The 16,546-nt window shown below is 60.9% G+C and carries 13 protein-coding genes, 3 tRNA genes and 1 riboswitch; of the genes, 15 read left to right on the forward strand and 1 reads right to left on the reverse strand.

All coding sequences use genetic code 11. From position 1 onward, the window contains the following. Positions 1-105 precede the first annotated feature (105 nt). The 8 genes from HX817_RS23465 (at position 106) to astE (ending at position 9,258) form a co-directional block, all read left to right on the forward strand. Positions 106-1,086 carry a GlxA family transcriptional regulator gene (locus HX817_RS23465; protein ID WP_003214334.1) on the forward strand — a complete coding sequence of 327 codons (981 nt, stop codon included), beginning with the start codon at positions 106-108 and terminating at the stop codon, positions 1,084-1,086. A gap of 310 nt (positions 1,087-1,396) precedes the next feature. Further along, the gene (locus tag HX817_RS23470) at positions 1,397-2,617 is read left to right on the forward strand and encodes an aspartate aminotransferase family protein (RefSeq protein ID WP_177041348.1); all 1,221 of its coding nucleotides are present in this window, start codon (positions 1,397-1,399) and stop codon (positions 2,615-2,617) included. Positions 2,618-2,862: 245 nt separating this feature from the next. Continuing rightward, positions 2,863-3,882 (forward strand): arginine/ornithine succinyltransferase subunit alpha, encoded by a 1,020-nt coding sequence (gene aruF / locus HX817_RS23475; RefSeq protein WP_003214328.1) that lies wholly within the window; start codon positions 2,863-2,865, stop codon positions 3,880-3,882. A 49-nt stretch (positions 3,883-3,931) separates the two neighbouring features. After that, positions 3,932-4,957: an arginine N-succinyltransferase gene (gene astA, locus HX817_RS23480; RefSeq protein WP_177041350.1), complete on the forward strand. Its 1,026-nt coding sequence runs from the start codon at positions 3,932-3,934 to the stop codon at positions 4,955-4,957. Then, positions 4,954-6,423 carry a succinylglutamate-semialdehyde dehydrogenase gene (astD, locus tag HX817_RS23485; RefSeq protein WP_168197533.1) on the forward strand — a complete coding sequence of 490 codons (1,470 nt, stop codon included), beginning with the start codon at positions 4,954-4,956 and terminating at the stop codon, positions 6,421-6,423. Before astA ends, astD begins: the two co-directional genes overlap by 4 nt. 158 nt (positions 6,424-6,581) lie before the next feature. Continuing rightward, complete coding sequence (gene astB, locus HX817_RS23490) at positions 6,582-7,928, forward strand: N-succinylarginine dihydrolase (protein ID WP_177041352.1); 1,347 nt, start codon at positions 6,582-6,584, stop codon at positions 7,926-7,928. A 23-nt stretch (positions 7,929-7,951) separates the two neighbouring features. Beyond that, on the forward strand, positions 7,952-8,242 hold the full coding sequence (locus tag HX817_RS23495; RefSeq protein ID WP_003214319.1) for a hypothetical protein: 291 nt from the start codon (positions 7,952-7,954) through the stop codon (positions 8,240-8,242). An 11-nt stretch (positions 8,243-8,253) separates the two neighbouring features. Then, a complete protein-coding gene (astE, locus tag HX817_RS23500; protein WP_003214315.1) occupies positions 8,254-9,258 on the forward strand; it encodes a succinylglutamate desuccinylase in 1,005 nt (334 codons plus the stop codon). Between the two features lie 130 nt (positions 9,259-9,388). On the opposite strand, the gene HX817_RS23505 is transcribed toward astE, so the two are convergent. Next, a complete protein-coding gene (locus HX817_RS23505) occupies positions 9,389-9,898 on the reverse strand; it encodes a 6,7-dimethyl-8-ribityllumazine synthase (RefSeq protein WP_076015023.1) in 510 nt (169 codons plus the stop codon). Between the two features lie 111 nt (positions 9,899-10,009). Further along, positions 10,010-10,179, reverse strand: a riboswitch (FMN riboswitch). Positions 10,180-10,369: 190 nt separating this feature from the next. Here HX817_RS23505 and ltaE point away from each other — a divergent pair. The 7 genes from ltaE (at position 10,370) to HX817_RS23540 (ending at position 16,338) form a co-directional block, all read left to right on the forward strand. Next, positions 10,370-11,374 carry a low-specificity L-threonine aldolase gene (ltaE, locus tag HX817_RS23510; protein WP_177041354.1) on the forward strand — a complete coding sequence of 335 codons (1,005 nt, stop codon included), beginning with the start codon at positions 10,370-10,372 and terminating at the stop codon, positions 11,372-11,374. Positions 11,375-11,520: 146 nt separating this feature from the next. After that, positions 11,521-14,139: an alanine--tRNA ligase gene (gene alaS, locus HX817_RS23515; RefSeq protein ID WP_177041356.1), complete on the forward strand. Its 2,619-nt coding sequence runs from the start codon at positions 11,521-11,523 to the stop codon at positions 14,137-14,139. 95 nt (positions 14,140-14,234) lie between these two features. Beyond that, entirely contained in the window at positions 14,235-15,476 is a 1,242-nt protein-coding gene (locus HX817_RS23520) for an aspartate kinase (protein WP_003214308.1), read from the forward strand. Positions 15,477-15,662: 186 nt separating this feature from the next. After that, positions 15,663-15,851 (forward strand): carbon storage regulator CsrA, encoded by a 189-nt coding sequence (gene csrA / locus HX817_RS23525; RefSeq protein WP_002554426.1) that lies wholly within the window; start codon positions 15,663-15,665, stop codon positions 15,849-15,851. A gap of 62 nt (positions 15,852-15,913) precedes the next feature. Beyond that, a tRNA-Ser gene (locus HX817_RS23530) sits at positions 15,914-16,004 on the forward strand. 108 nt (positions 16,005-16,112) lie between these two features. After that, positions 16,113-16,189 (forward strand) — tRNA-Arg (locus tag HX817_RS23535). 72 nt (positions 16,190-16,261) lie between these two features. Beyond that, positions 16,262-16,338 (forward strand) — tRNA-Arg (locus HX817_RS23540). The last annotated feature ends 208 nt before the right edge of the window (positions 16,339-16,546 follow it).

Here is a 16,546-nt window from a genome sequence, read left to right on the forward strand (position 1 = left end):
CCGCTCCCACATTTGGATCTTCACCAGCTTTAGAGATTTGTGTTGGTTTACCGGCTAGCATTGGCCTTTGTCTTCATTACTGTTACTCGCTTCGGATAGCACTCCATGACTGCCCATCGAATTGGTTTCCTGATTTGGCCCAGCACTAAAGCACTGACGCTTGCGCTGGCTGAGGAGGCCTTGCGCGTTGCTCAGCGGGTGCATCCGGACGTGGTGTACGAACTCTCGTTTTTGCAGGCCGAACCGCCAATCGACGGCGCCTGGCAACTGCCGGGTGAGCCCTGGGCTGGCAAGCTGGAAGGTTTCCAAAAGCTGTTCCTGCTGGCCGATGAGCCACCGACCGTCATCGCCTCCCAGCTCAGCACCGCCCTCAAGCAACTGGTGCGTGCCGGGTGTGTGATCGGCGGCCTGTCGGCCGGTGTGTATCCGCTGGCCCAACTCGGTCTGCTCGACGGCTATCGCGCCGCTGTGCACTGGCGCTGGCAGGACGATTTCGCCGAGCGCTTCCCCAAGGTCATCGCCACCAGCCATCTGTTCGACTGGGACCGTGACCGCCTGACCGCCTGCGGTGGCATGTCGGTACTCGACCTGCTGCTGGCAGTGCTGGCCCGTGACCACGGCGCCGAACTGGCCGGGGCAGTCTCGGAAGAGCTGGTGGTAGAGCGCATCCGTGAGGGCGGCGAGCGCCAGCGCATCCCACTGCAAAACCGTCTGGGTTCCAGCCATCCAAAGCTGACCCAGGCCGTGTTGCTGATGGAGGCCAACATCGAAGAGCCGCTGACCACCGACGAAATCGCCCAGCATGTGTGCGTGTCCCGACGACAGCTCGAGCGGATCTTCAAGCAATACCTCAATCGCGTCCCCAGCCAGTACTACCTGGAACTGCGCCTGAACAAGGCCCGCCAGATGCTCATGCAAACCAGCAAGTCGATCATCCAGATCGGCCTGTCCTGCGGCTTCTCCTCGGGGCCGCACTTCTCCAGCGCCTACCGCAACTTCTTCGGCGCCACCCCTCGTGAAGACCGCAACCAGCGCCGCAGCAGCAGCCCGTTCGAATTGTCGTCGGTGCCGTCCGAGCGCGGCTAGGCATCAATGCTCGGCCGGCATCTCCAGGCGATGGCGCTGTTCCTGTGCGCGGATGAGATCAGCAGCAGACCAAAACGGCCATCGGCGACGGCATTGGATAGTTGTGCCTCACCGACCGCCCAAAACCGGCCCGGGCGGTTTAAACTGCGCCATTGCGATGCTATTTGTCGCATTGGCGTAAACCCGCGAAAATCGCGGGTTGGCGCTATAAGAAGTTGTCGCTTGGCGGCAAGGCCGCGCTGAAAACTGTCCTTACAATCCCTGCATCGCCCGCCAGTTTCAGGCAGGCGTTCCTCTTCAGGAGACTCCGATGTCCGTTGAGCAAGCCCCGGTGCAACGTGCCGATTTCGACCAGGTCATGGTTCCCAACTACGCACCTGCCGCTTTCATCCCCGTGCGTGGCGCAGGTTCGCGCGTATGGGACCAGGCGGGCCGCGAGCTGATCGACTTTGCCGGCGGCATCGCGGTCAACGTATTGGGCCACGCCCACCCGGCGCTGGTCGGTGCACTGACCGAACAGGCCAACAAGCTGTGGCACGTGTCCAACGTCTTCACCAATGAGCCGGCCCTGCGCCTGGCCCATAAGCTGATCGACGCCACGTTTGCCGAGCGTGTGTTCTTCTGCAACTCCGGCGCCGAAGCCAACGAGGCCGCCTTCAAGTTGGCCCGTCGTGTCGCGTTCGACCGCTTCGGCACCGAGAAATACGAAATCATCGCCGCGCTGAACAGCTTCCACGGCCGTACCCTGTTCACCGTGAACGTGGGTGGCCAGTCGAAGTACTCCGACGGCTTCGGTCCGAAGATCGTCGGCATCACCCACGTGCCTTACAACGATCTGGAGGCGCTGAAAGCCGCCGTCTCGGACAAGACCTGCGCCGTGGTGCTGGAGCCGATCCAGGGCGAAGGCGGCGTGCTGCCGGCAGAACTGTCGTACCTGCAAGGTGCCCGCGACCTGTGCGACGCGAACAACGCGCTGCTGGTGTTCGACGAAGTGCAAACCGGCATGGGCCGCAGCGGCGAGTTGTTCGCCTATCAGCATTACGGCGTCGTGCCGGACATCCTCACCAGCGCCAAGAGCCTGGGCGGCGGTTTCCCGATCGCCGCCATGCTGACTCGCGAAGACCTGGCCAAGCACCTGGTGGTCGGCACCCACGGCACCACCTACGGCGGCAACCCGCTGGCGTGCGCGGTGGCGGAAGCGGTGATCGACGTGATCAACACGCCAGAAGTGCTGGCCGGCGTTAACGCCAAGCACGACCTGTTCGTTTCCCGTCTGGAGAAGATTGGCCAGCAATACGGCATCTTCACCGAAGTGCGTGGCCTGGGCCTGCTGCTCGGTTGCGTGCTGAGCGATGCCTGGAAAGGCAAGGCCAAGGACATCTTCAACGCCGCCGAGCGCGAAGGCTTGATGATCCTGCAAGCCGGCCCGGATGTGGTGCGTTTCGCCCCGAGCCTGGTGGTGGAAGATGCCGATATCCAGGAAGGCCTGGACCGCTTCGAACGTGCGGTGAAAAGGCTGACGCAAGCCTGATGGACCGTTGGGTGCCCGGCGAGTCGGGCGCCCAACACAAATTTTGTATGCCGGACTCTTTAGTTGAAGCTGTGAAGATCAAATGTGGGAGCGGGCTTGCTCGCGAATGCAGTGGCTCAGTCACCTGAAATGTTGAATGACACACCGCTTTCGCGAGCAAGCCCGCTCCCACACTTGACCTCACTGATTTCAAGATCGTGTCCGGCATTTTTTCCTGTGAGTTTTTCGAGTTAAGGAGTGACACCATGCTGGTGATGCGCCCCGCGCAAATGGCTGATCTGGGCGAGGTACAGCGTCTGGCTGCGGACAGCCCGATTGGTGTCACCTCCTTGCCGGATGATGTCGAACGCCTGAGCGACAAGATCGCTGCGAGCGAAGCGTCCTTCGCCGCCGAGGTCAGCTTCAACGGTGAAGAAAGCTATTTCTTCGTCCTGGAAGACACCGACGCCGGCAAGCTGGTGGGCTGTTCGGCCATCGTTGCCTCGGCCGGCTACTCGGAACCGTTCTACAGCTTCCGTAACGAGACCTTCGTGCACGCTTCCCGCGAGCTGAAGATCCACAACAAGATCCACGTGCTCTCGCAGTGCCATGACCTCACCGGCAACAGCCTGCTGACCAGCTTCTACGTGGTGCCGGAGCTGGTGGGTTCGCCGTGGTCGGAGCTCAACTCCCGTGGCCGCCTGCTGTTCGTGGCCGGCCACCCGGAGCGCTTCGCCGATTCGGTGGTCACCGAGATTGTGGGCTACAGCGACGAGAACGGTGATTCGCCGTTCTGGGACGCCATCGGCCGCAACTTCTTCGACCTCAACTACGCCGCTGCCGAGCGCCTGTGCGGGTTGAAGAGCCGGACCTTCCTCGCCGAGCTGATGCCGCACTATCCGATCTACGTGCCGCTGTTGCCCGACGAAGCCCAGGAAGCCATGGGCCAGGTGCACCCGCGGGCGCAGATCACCTTCGACATCCTGATGCGCGAAGGCTTCGAGACCGACCATTACATCGACATCTTCGACGGCGGCCCAACCCTGCATGCGCGCGTCTCGGGCATTCGCTCGATCGCCCAGAGCCGTGTGGTGCCGGTGAAGATCGGTGAGATGGTCAAGGGTGTCGGCCGCCAGTACCTGGTGAGCAACGGCCAGTTGCAGGATTACCGCGCGGTGATGCTGGAGCTGGACTACGCGCCGGGCAAGCCAGTGACCCTGGACCTGGAAACCGCCGAAGCCCTGGGCGTCGGCGAAGGTGCCAGCGTTCGACTGGTAGCGGTTTAAGAATGAGTTTCGCGGGTGGCTTGCAAGGCGGCCCGTTTGAGGAGATAGCATGATCGTTCGTCCCGTACGCAGCAGCGATTTACCGGCCCTGATTGATCTGGCGCGCAGCACCGGCACCGGCCTCACCACCTTGCCGGCCAACGAAGAGCGCCTGACCCATCGGGTCGGCTGGGCTGAAAAGACCTTTCGCGGCGAAGCCGGGCGCGGTGATGCGGACTACCTGTTCGTGCTGGAAAACGACGAAGGTCGCGTGGTGGGGATTTCCGCCATCGCCGGTGCAGTCGGCCTGCGCGAACCCTGGTACAACTTCCGGGTCGGCCTGACGGTCAGCGCCTCCCAGGAGCTGAACATCTACCGTGAAATCCCGACGCTGTTTCTGGCCAACGACCTGACCGGCAACTCCGAGTTGTGCTCGTTGTTCCTGCACGCCGATTACCGCAACGGCCTTAACGGCCGCATGCTGGCCAAGGCGCGCATGCTGTTTATCGCGGAATTCCCGCAGCTGTTCGGCAACAAGATCATCGCCGAGATGCGCGGCATGTCCGACGAAGCCGGGCGCTCGCCGTTCTGGGAAAGCCTGGGCCGGCACTTCTTCAAGATGGAATTCAGCCAGGCCGACTACCTCACCGGCGTGGGCAACAAGGCGTTTATCGCCGAGCTGATGCCGAAGTTTCCGCTGTACACCTGCTTCCTGTCTGAAGACGCGTGCAACGTGATCGGCAAGGTCCACACCGACACCGAGCCGGCCCTGAGCATGCTCAAGAGCGAAGGTTTCAGCTACCAGGGCTACGTCGACATCTTCGACGCGGGCCCGGCGGTGGAGTGTGAAACCACCAAGATCCGCGCCGTGCGCGACAGCGAAGCGCTGGTGCTGGCGATTGGTACGCCGGGCGACGACGCCACGCCGTTCCTGATCCATAACCGCAAACGTGAAGATTGCCGCATCACCGCCGCGCCGGCGCGGTTGGCTGCGGGCACCCTGGTGGTCGATCAACAGACCGCCAAGCGCCTGCAACTGATCGCCGGTGATCAAGTGCGTGCCGTACCGTTGTCCGCTGCCCGGGAGTCGAAATAATGAATTCGCTATACATCGCAGGTGAATGGCTGGCTGGCCAGGGTGAAGTGTTTGAGTCGCTGAACCCGGTGACCCAGCAGGTGGTGTGGTCGGGTAATGGCGCCACCGCCGAGCAGGTCGAGTCCGCCGTCCAGGCCGCACGCCAGGCGTTTCCGGCCTGGGCCAAGCGTTCGTTGGAAGAGCGCCTGAGCGTGCTGGAAGCCTTCGCCGCCAACCTGAAGAGTCGTGCTGACGAACTCGCCCGCTGCATCGGTGAGGAAACCGGCAAGCCTTTGTGGGAATCGGCGACTGAAGTCACCAGCATGGTCAACAAGGTCGCGATCTCGGTGCAAAGCTACCGCGAACGTACCGGCGAAAAGAGCGGCCCGTTGGGCGACGCCACTGCCGTGTTGCGCCACAAGCCCCACGGTGTAGTGGCGGTGTTTGGCCCTTACAACTTCCCGGGTCACTTGCCTAACGGGCATATCGTACCGGCCTTGCTGGCGGGTAACACCGTGCTGTTCAAACCGAGTGAGCTGACCCCGAAAGTCGCCGAGCTGACCGTGCAATGCTGGATCGACGCCGGCCTGCCGGCGGGCGTGTTGAACCTGCTGCAAGGCGCGCGGGAAACCGGGATCGCCCTGGCGGCGAATCCGGGCATCGACGGTCTGTTCTTCACCGGCTCCAGCCGCACCGGCAACCATCTGCACCAGCAATTCGCCGGGCGCCCGGACAAGATCCTCGCGCTGGAAATGGGCGGCAACAACCCGCTGGTGGTGGACGAAGTGGCCGATGTGGATGCGGCCGTGTACACCATTATCCAGTCGGCGTTTATCTCCGCTGGCCAGCGTTGCACCTGTGCCCGTCGCCTGCTGGTGCCGGAAGGCGCCTGGGGCGATGCGTTGCTCGCACGCCTGGTGGCGGTGAGCTCGACCATCGAAGTCGGCGCATTTGACCAAACGCCTGCGCCGTTCATGGGCTCGGTGATTTCCCTCGGTGCTGCCAAGGCGTTGATGGATGCCCAGGAATTGCTGTTGGCCAATGGCGCCGTGGCGCTGTTGGAAATGACTCAACCCCAGGCCCAGGCTGCGTTGCTGACGCCGGGGATTATCGATGTGACCGAGGTTACGGAACGCGCTGACGAAGAGCTGTTCGGCCCACTGCTGCAAGTGATCCGCTACGCTGATTTCGAGGCGGCGATTGCCGAGGCCAACAACACTCAATACGGCTTGGCGGCCGGGTTGCTGTCGGATTCCGAGGCGCGTTACCAGCAGTTCTGGCTGGAAAGCCGCGCCGGGATCGTCAACTGGAACAAACAGCTGACGGGTGCTGCGAGCAGCGCGCCATTTGGCGGGGTAGGGGCTTCGGGCAATCATCGCGCCAGCGCCTATTACGCGGCGGACTATTGCGCGTACCCGGTGGCCTCCCTTGAGACCCCGAGCCTGGTGCTACCGGCGACGTTAACCCCGGGTGTGACGCTGATCTAAATGTGGGAGCGGGCTTGCTCGCGAAGGCGGTGTGTCATTCAACATTTCAGGCGACTGAACCACCGCTTTCGCGAGCAAGCCCGCTCCCACACTTGATTTGTGGTGTGTTCAAGTAATTTGATGCCTATAAAAATACAGATGTTCGTGGAGCCTCGCCGATGAAATCCTGTGAAGTCAATTTTGACGGTCTAGTGGGGCCGACCCATAACTACGGCGGCTTGTCCTACGGCAACGTCGCGTCCCAAAGCAACAGCCAGCAGTCCTCCAACCCGAAGGAAGCGGCGCTGCAAGGCTTGGCGAAGATGAAGGCCCTGATGGAAATGGGCTTTGTGCAAGGTGTGCTGGCGCCCCAGGAACGTCCGGATGTGGCCGCCTTGCGCAACCTCGGTTTTGCCGGTACAGACGCACAAGTCATCCAGCAGGCCGCCAAGCAAGCCATGCCGTTGCTGGTTGCCAGTTGCTCGGCGTCGAGCATGTGGGTGGCCAATGCCGCCACCGTCAGCCCGAGCGCCGACACCTTTGACGGCCGCGTGCATTTCACCGCCGCCAACCTCAACTGCAAATACCACCGCAGCATCGAACACCCGACCACCAGCCGCGTGCTGGGGGCGATGTTTGCCGATAGCAAACACTTCGCCCACCACGCCGCGCTGCCGGCGGTGGCGCAGTTCGGCGACGAAGGCGCGGCCAACCACACGCGTTTCTGCCGGGACTATGGTGAGGCGGGCGTAGAGTTTTTCGTGTTCGGCCGCAGCGCGTTCGACACCCGCTACCCGGCGCCGCAAAAGTACCCGGCGCGCCAGACCCTCGAAGCCTCCCAGGCGGTCGCGCGCCTGCATGGCCTGCGGGACGACGGCGTGGTCTACGCCCAGCAGAACCCGGCGGTGATCGATGCCGGTGTGTTCCACAACGATGTGATCGCGGTGGGCAATGGCGAGGTGCTGTTCTATCACGAGGATGCCTTCCTCAATACTGAGCAGATGCTCGGTGAATTGCAGGGCAAGCTCGGCAAGCTCGGTGGCAATTTCCAGTCGATCTGCGTGCCACGGGCCCAGGTGGGTGTTGAAGACGCGGTGCGTTCCTACCTGTTTAACAGCCAGCTGCTGACCCGCGCCGACGGTTCGATGCTGCTGATCGTGCCGGAAGAATGCCGCGCCAACGAGCGTGTCTGGCAGTACCTGCAAGGCCTGACGTCCTCCGGCGGGCTGATCCGCGAAGTCAAAGTCTTCGACCTCAAGCAAAGCATGCAGAACGGCGGTGGACCGGCGTGCCTGCGCTTGCGTGTAGCCTTGAATGAAACCGAACTGGCGGCGGTCAACCCAGGGGTTATCATGACGGCGCCGTTGTACGACACGCTGACCCAATGGGTCGACAAGCACTACCGCGACAGCCTGCGGGAAACCGACCTGGCTGACCCGCAATTGCTGCTTGAGTGCCGGACGGCACTGGATGAACTGACGCAAATCCTTAAACTGGGCTCGGTTTATCCTTTCCAGATCAATTAACGCCGCACGGCTGAGAACTATTTATGACCACCGACACCCTGAAACTGATCCTTGAAGACACCGACGGCACCCAGCTGGAAACCTCCTGCACCCGCGTCGCCGTGGTGTGGCAGGGCAAGGAGATCTGGATCCAGCACGACGGACGTGGCCAACTGCTGATCGGCGTGGACGTGGAAGAAGGCGACGCGGAATACGCCAACCTGCTGATGCGCCCATTGGCCACCAACCTGATGAGCCTGCAACTGGAAATGGAACCGGCCGACGTTGAAGGTGATGACGACGATCACGTCCACGGTCCTGGCTGCAACCACTAAGGAAGCTGCGTATGCTCGCCCTCGGCAAACTGCTTGAACTGACCCTCGCCGGTCGCGAACCGGCGCAAAAAATTCAACTGACTGTCGACGGCGTGCAACTGCGCTGGCTTAGTGAGGGCGCGCTGGAAGTGCGGCCTCCTGAGGCGCGGGACAACGGCAGCGACGTGCTGCTGTCGTCCGGCATCCATGGCAACGAAACCGCGCCAATCGAATTGGCCGACCGCTTGCTGCAGGGCATTGCCCGTGGGGAGATCAAGCCCCGCACCCGTATCCTGTTCCTGTTCGGCAACCCTGAGGCCATGCGCCGCGGCGAGCGTTACCTCGAACTGGACGTCAACCGGCTGTTCAACGGCCGTCATGAACAAAACATCGGCCCTGAAGCCATGCGCGCCGCCGAGCTTGAACAGTTGGCCCGCACCTTCTTCAGCGTGCCTGGGCGTAGCCGTTTGCACTACGACCTGCACACCGCCATCCGTGGCTCGAAGATCGAGCAGTTCGCACTGTACCCGTGGAAGGACGGTCGCCAGCATTCACGTCGTGAACTGGCGCGCCTGCGAGCCGCCGGCCTGGAGGCGGTGCTGTTGCAGAACAAGACGTCGATCACCTTCACGGCGTTTACCTACGAGCAGCTGGAGGCCGAGTCCTTCACCCTGGAGTTGGGCAAGGCCCGGCCGTTCGGGCAGAACCAGGGCGTGGACGTATCGCGCCTGGAAACCCGCCTCACGCAGATCATCGAGGGTAACGAGCCGGCCACCGAGAGCCTGGATGGCCTGCAGCTGTTCAGCGTCTCCCGGGAAGTGATCAAGCACAGCGATACCTTCGTCCTGCATTTGCCGGCGGACGTGGAAAACTTTTCGGAGTTGGAGAAGGGTTATCTGCTGGCCGAGGACATTGCCAAGACCCGCTGGGTGATCGAGGAGGAGGGCGCGCGCATCATCTTCCCGAACCCGAAGGTCAAGAATGGCTTGCGAGCGGGGATATTGATTGTGCCGACCACGGATGCTGGCCTGGCCTGAACCCCGAGACCGACTCGGTCAAATGTGGGAGCTGGCTTGCTCGCGAAGGCGGTGTATCAGTCAGACATGTATTGACTGACACTCCGCCTTCGCGAGCAAGCCCGCTCCCACATTTGCTTGGTGGTGTTGCTTAAACCGCTACCGCCCGTGGCTCATTGCGACGCAGTGCGCGAACCTTGTGCAGGGTGTCGGCGCAGGTGCGTGCCGCTTCCTGGCCCTTGTGCACGAAGTGCTCATAGAAGAACGTATGGTGCTCGCTGCCCGCGTGGAAGTGGTGCGGGGTCAGGGATACCGAGAACACCGGCACTTCGGTTTCCAGCTGGACCTGCATCAGGCCGCTGACCACGGACTGGGCCACGAACTCGTGACGGTAGATCCCGCCGTCCACCACCAGGGCGGCCGCGACGATACCGGCATAACGGCCGGACTTGGCCAGCAGCTTGGCGTGCAGGGGCATTTCAAAGGCGCCGCCGACTTCGAAGAAATCGATGTCCGATTCCTGGTAGCCCTGGGCGATCATTTCGGCGAGGAAACCTTTACGGGATTGGTCGACAATATCCTTGTGCCAGCAGGCCTGGATAAACGCGACGCGCTCGCCGTGGTGGTTTTTGCTTTTGCTGTCGATTGCGGTGGGTTGCATGTTCTGACTCCTGTTTAAGAAAAAAACAGGGCGTTATGAATCGAATGGGATTTAAGGGTACGCACAGCGGGCTCATGTGAACATGACGTCAGCGCGGCCCTTAGGTGCCAATCCCGTTCTCTCTTCATCCGGACTATGACCGTCGGCCCCGGGATCACACCGGGTCTGCTGACCTTGTCGCCGTCCTGCCGAGGCAGTTCGAGGCGCCAAGCGCTCGCGGGCTATGCACGTTGCGTGCAATTACCGCCGGTGGGGAATTACACCCCGCCCTGAGAACGTTGCCGCCAGAACCCTGGCGGCGGAGAGTTTTTATCATGGTTTTTCAGAAACTGCACGGTTGGTTTATCGATAACCTATATCGGTTTGTTTGGTTGGTATTCGATTGTGCAAGCACGGGGCTTGATATTCCGCGGGTTTGCCCGCAGTAATCGTTAACACAAGAAACGCTCCAATCCGCTAGAGGCTAGTTTGATGAACGTGATTGACCTGCGCAGCGACACAGTGACCCAACCGACCCCTGGCATGCTCGAGGCGATGGCCACGGCCGCCAGCGGCGACGACGTCTACGGCGAGGACCCGAGCGTCAATCGCCTGGAAGCCGAACTGGCCAAGCGCCTGGGTTTTGCCGCCGCGTTGTTCGTGCCCACCGGCACCATGAGCAACCTGCTGGCATTGATGGCGCACTGTGAGCGTGGTGAGGAATACATCGTCGGTCAGCAGGCCCACACCTACAAATACGAAGGCGGCGGCGCGGCGGTTCTCGGCTCGATCCAGCCACAACCCCTGGAAGTGCAGGCCGACGGTTCCCTGAACCTGGAGCACGTGCTGGCCGCGATCAAGCCGGACGACTTCCACTTCGCCCGTACCCGCTTGTTGGCGCTGGAAAACACCATGCAGGGCAAGGTCCTGCCGCTGCAATACCTGGCGGCCGCGCGAGCCTTTACCCGGGAACACGGCCTGGCCTTGCACCTGGACGGCGCGCGGCTCTACAACGCGGCGGTCAAGCTGGGTGTGGATGCGCGGGAAATTGCCCAGCACTTCGATTCTGTGTCGGTGTGCCTGTCCAAGGGCCTGGGCGCGCCGATCGGCTCGGTGCTGTGCGGCTCCACCGCGTTGATCGCCAAGGCCCGTCGTTTGCGCAAGATGGTCGGTGGCGGCATGCGCCAGGCCGGTTCGCTGGCGGCGGCGGGGCTGTACGCCCTGGATCACCAGGTGCAGCGCCTGGCCGAAGACCACGCCAATGCCCAATGGCTGGGGGATGAACTGCGCAAGGCGGGTTATACGGTGGAGCCGGTGCAGACCAATATGGTCTACGTCGACATCGGTGATCGAGCCCAGGCCTTGAAGGCGTTTGCTGCCGAGCGCGGGATCAAGTTGAGCGCCGCGCCGCGCCTGCGCATGGTCACGCACCTGGACGTCAGCCGGGCGCAGATCGAGCAAGTGCTCGCGACATTTGTCGAGTTTTCCCGGAAATGACAGTGCAGACCGTCTAATTGACTGTTTCTATCACATAAACACGCTGTACCACGGGCAAAGGGCCGATATAATGCGGCCCTTTGCCGTCGCTCCGTCTGATGACGTTTAGCACTGGCCTTTGGCCGCAGCCTCCGTGGAAGAACCTAATGAAAAGCGCAGAAATCCGTGAAGCCTTCCTTCGCTTCTTCGAAGAGCAAGGTCACACCCGTGTCGCCTCCAGCTCCTTGATCCCAGGCAATGACCCAACCCTGCTGTTCACCAACGCGGGGATGAACCAGTTCAAGGACTGCTTCCTGGGCCAGGAAAAGCGCGCCTACACCCGCGCCACCAGCAGCCAGAAGTGCGTACGCGCCGGCGGCAAGAACAGCGACCTGGAAAACGTGGGCTACACCGCCCGCCACCACACATTCTTCGAGATGCTGGGTAACTTCAGCTTCGGCGACTATTTCAAGAAAGACGCGATCACCTTTGCCTGGACCTTCCTGACCGGCGTGCTGAAGCTGCCGAAGGAAAAACTCTGGGTGACCGTCTACGCCACCGATGACGAAGCCTACGACATCTGGACCCAGCAAATCGGGGTGCCAGTCGAGCGCATGATTCGCATCGGCGACAACAAGGGCGCGCCTTACGCGTCCGACAACTTCTGGACCATGGGCGATACCGGCCCGTGCGGCCCGTGCACCGAGATTTTCTACGATCACGGCGCCGACATCTGGGGTGGCCCACCGGGCTCGCCGGAAGAAGACGGCGACCGCTACATCGAAATCTGGAACAACGTGTTCATGCAGTTCAACCGCACCGCCGATGGCGTGTTGCATCCGTTGCCAGCGCCGTCGGTGGACACCGGCATGGGCCTGGAGCGGATCAGTGCGGTGATGCAGCACGTTCACTCCAACTACGAGATCGACCTGTTCACCAACCTGCTGAGCGCTTCGGCGGCGGCCATTGGCTGTGCCAACGACAACCAGTCGTCGCTCAAGGTGGTGTCGGATCACATCCGTTCCTGCGGCTTCCTGATCGCCGATGGCGTGCTGCCGTCGAACGAAGGCCGTGGCTATGTGCTGCGCCGCATCATCCGTCGCGCCTGCCGTCACGGTAACAAGCTGGGCGCCACCGGCAGCTTCTTCTACAAGATCGTTGCCGCGCTGGTGGCCGAGATGGGCGATGCCTTCCCGGAACTCAAGCAGCAGCAAGCCAACATCGAGCGCGTGCTCAAGGCTGAAGAAGAGCAGTTCTCCAAGACCCTGGAGCACGGCCTGAAGATCCTCGAGCAGGACCTGGTCGAGCTCAAGGGCACCGTGGTGCCGGGCGACGTCGTGTTCAAGCTGTACGACACCTACGGTTTCCCGATGGACCTGACCGCCGACATCGCCCGCGAACGCGAGCTGACCATCGACGAGGCCGGGTTTGAGCGTGAGATGGAAGCCCAGCGCGTCCGTGCCCGTTCCGCCAGCTCCTTTGGCCTGGACTACAACACCCTGGTAAAGGTTGATGTGGCGACTTCGTTCATTGGTTACGAAGCCACCGTTGGCTCGGCCAAGATCGTGGCTATCTATAAGGACGGCAAGTCAGTTGACGTGCTGAACGAAGGTGACGAGGGTGTTGTGGTCCTCGACCAGACCCCGTTCTACGCTGAATCCGGTGGCCAGGTTGGCGACTGTGGTTTCCTGAGCTCCACCTCCGGTCGTTTTGAAGTGCGCGACACCACCAAGACCGGCGGTGCGTTCCTGCATCACGGCGTGCTGGTGCTGGGCAACCTGACCGTCGGCGCGCCGGTGGACACTCAGGTAGATGCCGACGTACGGCATGCAACTGCCTTGAACCATTCTGCCACTCACTTGCTGCACGCTGCGTTGCGTCAGGTGCTGGGTGAGCATGTGCAACAGAAGGGTTCGTTGGTCGATAGCCAGCGCCTGCGTTTTGACTTCAGTCATTTCGAGGCGATCAAGCCTGAGCAGTTGAAGGCCCTGGAAGACATCGTCAACGCCGAGATTCGCAAGAACACCCCGGTGGAAACCGAAGAAACCGATATCGAGACCGCCAAGCAAAAAGGCGCCATGGCGCTGTTTGGCGAGAAGTACGGCGACGAAGTGCGCGTATTGAGCATGGGCGGCAGCTTCTCGGTGGAGCTGTGTGGTGGTATTCACGCCAGCCGTACCGGCGACATCGGCCTGCTGAAAGTCATCAGCGAAGGCGGCGTGGCTTCCGGCGTACGTCGTATTGAAGCGATCACCGGTGCTGCGGCCCTGGCCTACCTCAATGCGGCAGAAGAACAACTCAAGGAAGCGGCCGGCCTGGTCAAGGGCAGCCGCGACAACCTGATCGACAAGCTCTCCGGCGTACTGGAGCGCAACCGTCAGCTGGAGAAACAGCTGGAGCAGTTGCAGGCCAAGGCGGCCAGTGCGGCGGGCGACGATCTGTCGGCTTCTGCCCTGGACGTCAAGGGTGTGAAAGTGCTGGCCGTACGCCTGGACGGTCAGGACGGCAAGGCGCTGTTGGCCTTGGTCGATCAGTTGAAGAACAAGCTCGGCCGCGCAGTGATCCTGCTCGGCAGTGTCCATGAGGAAAAGGTCGTTCTGGTTGCCGGTGTGACCAAAGACCTGACTGGCCAACTCAAGGCCGGTGATTTGATGAAGCAAGCCGCCGCGGCAGTGGGCGGGAAGGGCGGTGGTCGTCCGGACATGGCGCAAGGCGGTGGTGTTGACGCCGGCGCCCTGGACGCGGCCCTGGCCCTGACCGTGCCGTTTGTCGAGGCAGGTATTTAAGACGCTGTTAATGAGCCCGTGGTCTAGTCGCGGGCTCAGTCAGTGCTGGTTGATTGAATAACAGGCGCCCCTTTACGGGCTGAGGCGGCTTAGAAATGGCTTTGATCGTACAGAAATTTGGAGGCACCTCGGTCGGCTCTGTCGAAAGAATCGAGCAGGTCGCCGACAAGGTTAAGAAATTCCGCGATGCCGGCGATGACCTGGTGGTGGTGCTGTCGGCCATGAGCGGCGAGACCAATCGCCTGATCGATCTGGCCAAGCAAATCAGTGGCGATCAGCAACCGGTTCCCCGTGAACTGGACGTGATCATTTCCACCGGTGAGCAGGTGACCATCGCATTGCTGGCCATGGCGCTGAACAAGCGTGGTGTGCCGGCGGTGTCCTACACTGGCAACCAGGTCCGCATTCTTACGGATAGCGCGCACACTAAAGCCCGCATCCTGCAGATTGATGACCAGAAGATTCGCGCTGACCTGAAAGCCGGTCGTGTGGTAGTTGTCGCCGGTTTCCAGGGCGTCGACGAGCACGGCAACATCACCACCCTCGGTCGTGGCGGTTCCGACACCACTGGCGTGGCTCTGGCGGCAGCCCTGAAGGCTGACGAATGCCAGATCTACACCGATGTGGATGGCGTCTACACCACTGACCCGCGGGTCGTGTCCGTGGCTCAGCGCCTGGACAAGATCACCTTCGAAGAGATGCTGGAAATGGCCAGCCTCGGTTCCAAGGTGTTGCAGATCCGTGCCGTTGAGTTCGCCGGCAAATACAACGTTCCGCTGCGCGTACTGCACAGCTTCAAGGAGGGTCCGGGCACCCTCATTACTATTGATGAAGAGGAATCCATGGAACAGCCGATCATTTCCGGTATCGCTTTCAACCGTGATGAAGCCAAGCTGACTATCCGTGGCGTGCCAGACACCCCGGGCGTGGCTTTCAAGATCCTGGGCCCTATCAGTGGCGCGAACATCGAAGTCGACATGATCGTGCAGAACGTCTCGCACGATAACACCACCGATTTCACCTTCACCGTGCACCGCAACGAGTACGATGCGGCGGAGCGGATCCTGCAGAACACTGCGAAGGAAATCGGCGCCCGTGAAGTGGTCGGCGATACGAAGATTGCCAAGGTGTCGATCGTGGGTGTGGGCATGCGTTCCCATGCGGGCGTTGCCAGCCGCATGTTCGAAGCCCTGGCCAAGGAAAGCATCAACATCCAGATGATCTCCACATCGGAAATCAAGGTGTCGGTGGTGATCGAAGAGAAGTACCTGGAACTGGCTGTACGCGCACTGCATACCGCTTTTGAGCTGGACGCTCCGGCCCGACAGGGCGAGTGATGCGTTGCCAGGAAGGCGCGGTTATCCGCGCCTTTCATTTTTTTGTCGGGCGCGTGGTGAAGACCTGTTCTTTTACCTGCGCTCGACAATACTTAGGCGTGTAGGGCTATGGCCATTTGGTTGTAGGTCGAATGCCTTTTTTTTGCAGACTGTTGTTCCCGAAATGAAATGCGTGAGGAGAAAGGTATGCTGATTCTGACTCGTCGATGCGCAGAAAGCCTGATTATTGGTGATGGCGAAATCACCGTGACCGTGCTCGGCGTCAAAGGCAATCAAGTGCGTATCGGGGTTAACGCTCCGAAAGAGGTGGCTGTCCACCGCGAGGAAATCTACCTGCGGATCAAGAAAGAGAAGGACGAAGAACCAAGCCATTAATTTTTATCGTTTTTTATGTTTGCAAACGGGGATGAAGCTGGTTAATATACGCCCCGTGTTGCGGAGAGCTGGCCGAGTGGCCGAAGGCGCTCCCCTGCTAAGGGAGTACACCTCAAAAGGGTGTCGGGGGTTCGAATCCCCCGTTCTCCGCCATTATTTGCTTAGTACGTTGCAATCTGGTTTTTTCGCTAAGTTGTTGAAACTAAACGAAAAAATAGCTTTACATAGAGATTGAACGGCCTATAATGCGCGGCAACAAATGCACTCGTAGCTCAGCTGGATAGAGTACTCGGCTACGAACCGAGCGGTCACAGGTTCGAATCCTGTCGAGTGCACCATTTAAGAGTTAGTTGCAGCAATGCAGGTAGCTTGGCTTCAACCAGTTGTGATCTGGTCTAAAAACACAATCTGCACTCGTAGCTCAGCTGGATAGAGTACTCGGCTACGAACCGAGCGGTCACAGGTTCGAATCCTGTCGAGTGCACCAAACAACAAAAAGCCCGCCTAGTGCGGGCTTTTTGCCGTCTGGGGTTTTTATTTCCCGGGGCGCCTTTTTCTCCCGCCCATGTGTTTTCCTTTCAAGCTGCGTCGTCGCAGTTCATATGTGTGGCCAATGCTCAGCTTTGTGTCGCAAGCGCTTGTTCTTTCCAGTTTTTTGACGTTAAAAGCGCCCGCCCGGTGTATCATTGCGCCCG

This window comes from Pseudomonas sp. C6002 (assembly GCF_013385805.1).
GTDB lineage: Bacteria > Pseudomonadota > Gammaproteobacteria > Pseudomonadales > Pseudomonadaceae > Aquipseudomonas.

What these genes read in the sequence shown, in the direction of transcription:
- astA (WP_177041350.1), top strand. Translation starts at nt 3,932, where the DNA reads ATGATCGTTCGTCCCGTACGCAGCAGCGATTTACCGGCCCTGATTGAT.
- HX817_RS23505 (WP_076015023.1), bottom strand. Translation starts at nt 9,898, where the DNA reads ATGCAACCCACCGCAATCGACAGCAAAAGCAAAAACCACCACGGCGAG.
- HX817_RS23520 (WP_003214308.1), top strand. Translation starts at nt 14,235, where the DNA reads ATGGCTTTGATCGTACAGAAATTTGGAGGCACCTCGGTCGGCTCTGTC.
- csrA (WP_002554426.1), top strand. Translation starts at nt 15,663, where the DNA reads ATGCTGATTCTGACTCGTCGATGCGCAGAAAGCCTGATTATTGGTGAT.
- aruF (WP_003214328.1), top strand. Translation starts at nt 2,863, where the DNA reads ATGCTGGTGATGCGCCCCGCGCAAATGGCTGATCTGGGCGAGGTACAG.
- alaS (WP_177041356.1), top strand. Translation starts at nt 11,521, where the DNA reads ATGAAAAGCGCAGAAATCCGTGAAGCCTTCCTTCGCTTCTTCGAAGAG.
- astE (WP_003214315.1), top strand. Translation starts at nt 8,254, where the DNA reads ATGCTCGCCCTCGGCAAACTGCTTGAACTGACCCTCGCCGGTCGCGAA.
- HX817_RS23495 (WP_003214319.1), top strand. Translation starts at nt 7,952, where the DNA reads ATGACCACCGACACCCTGAAACTGATCCTTGAAGACACCGACGGCACC.
- astB (WP_177041352.1), top strand. Translation starts at nt 6,582, where the DNA reads ATGAAATCCTGTGAAGTCAATTTTGACGGTCTAGTGGGGCCGACCCAT.
- HX817_RS23470 (WP_177041348.1), top strand. Translation starts at nt 1,397, where the DNA reads ATGTCCGTTGAGCAAGCCCCGGTGCAACGTGCCGATTTCGACCAGGTC.
- HX817_RS23465 (WP_003214334.1), top strand. Translation starts at nt 106, where the DNA reads ATGACTGCCCATCGAATTGGTTTCCTGATTTGGCCCAGCACTAAAGCA.
- ltaE (WP_177041354.1), top strand. Translation starts at nt 10,370, where the DNA reads ATGAACGTGATTGACCTGCGCAGCGACACAGTGACCCAACCGACCCCT.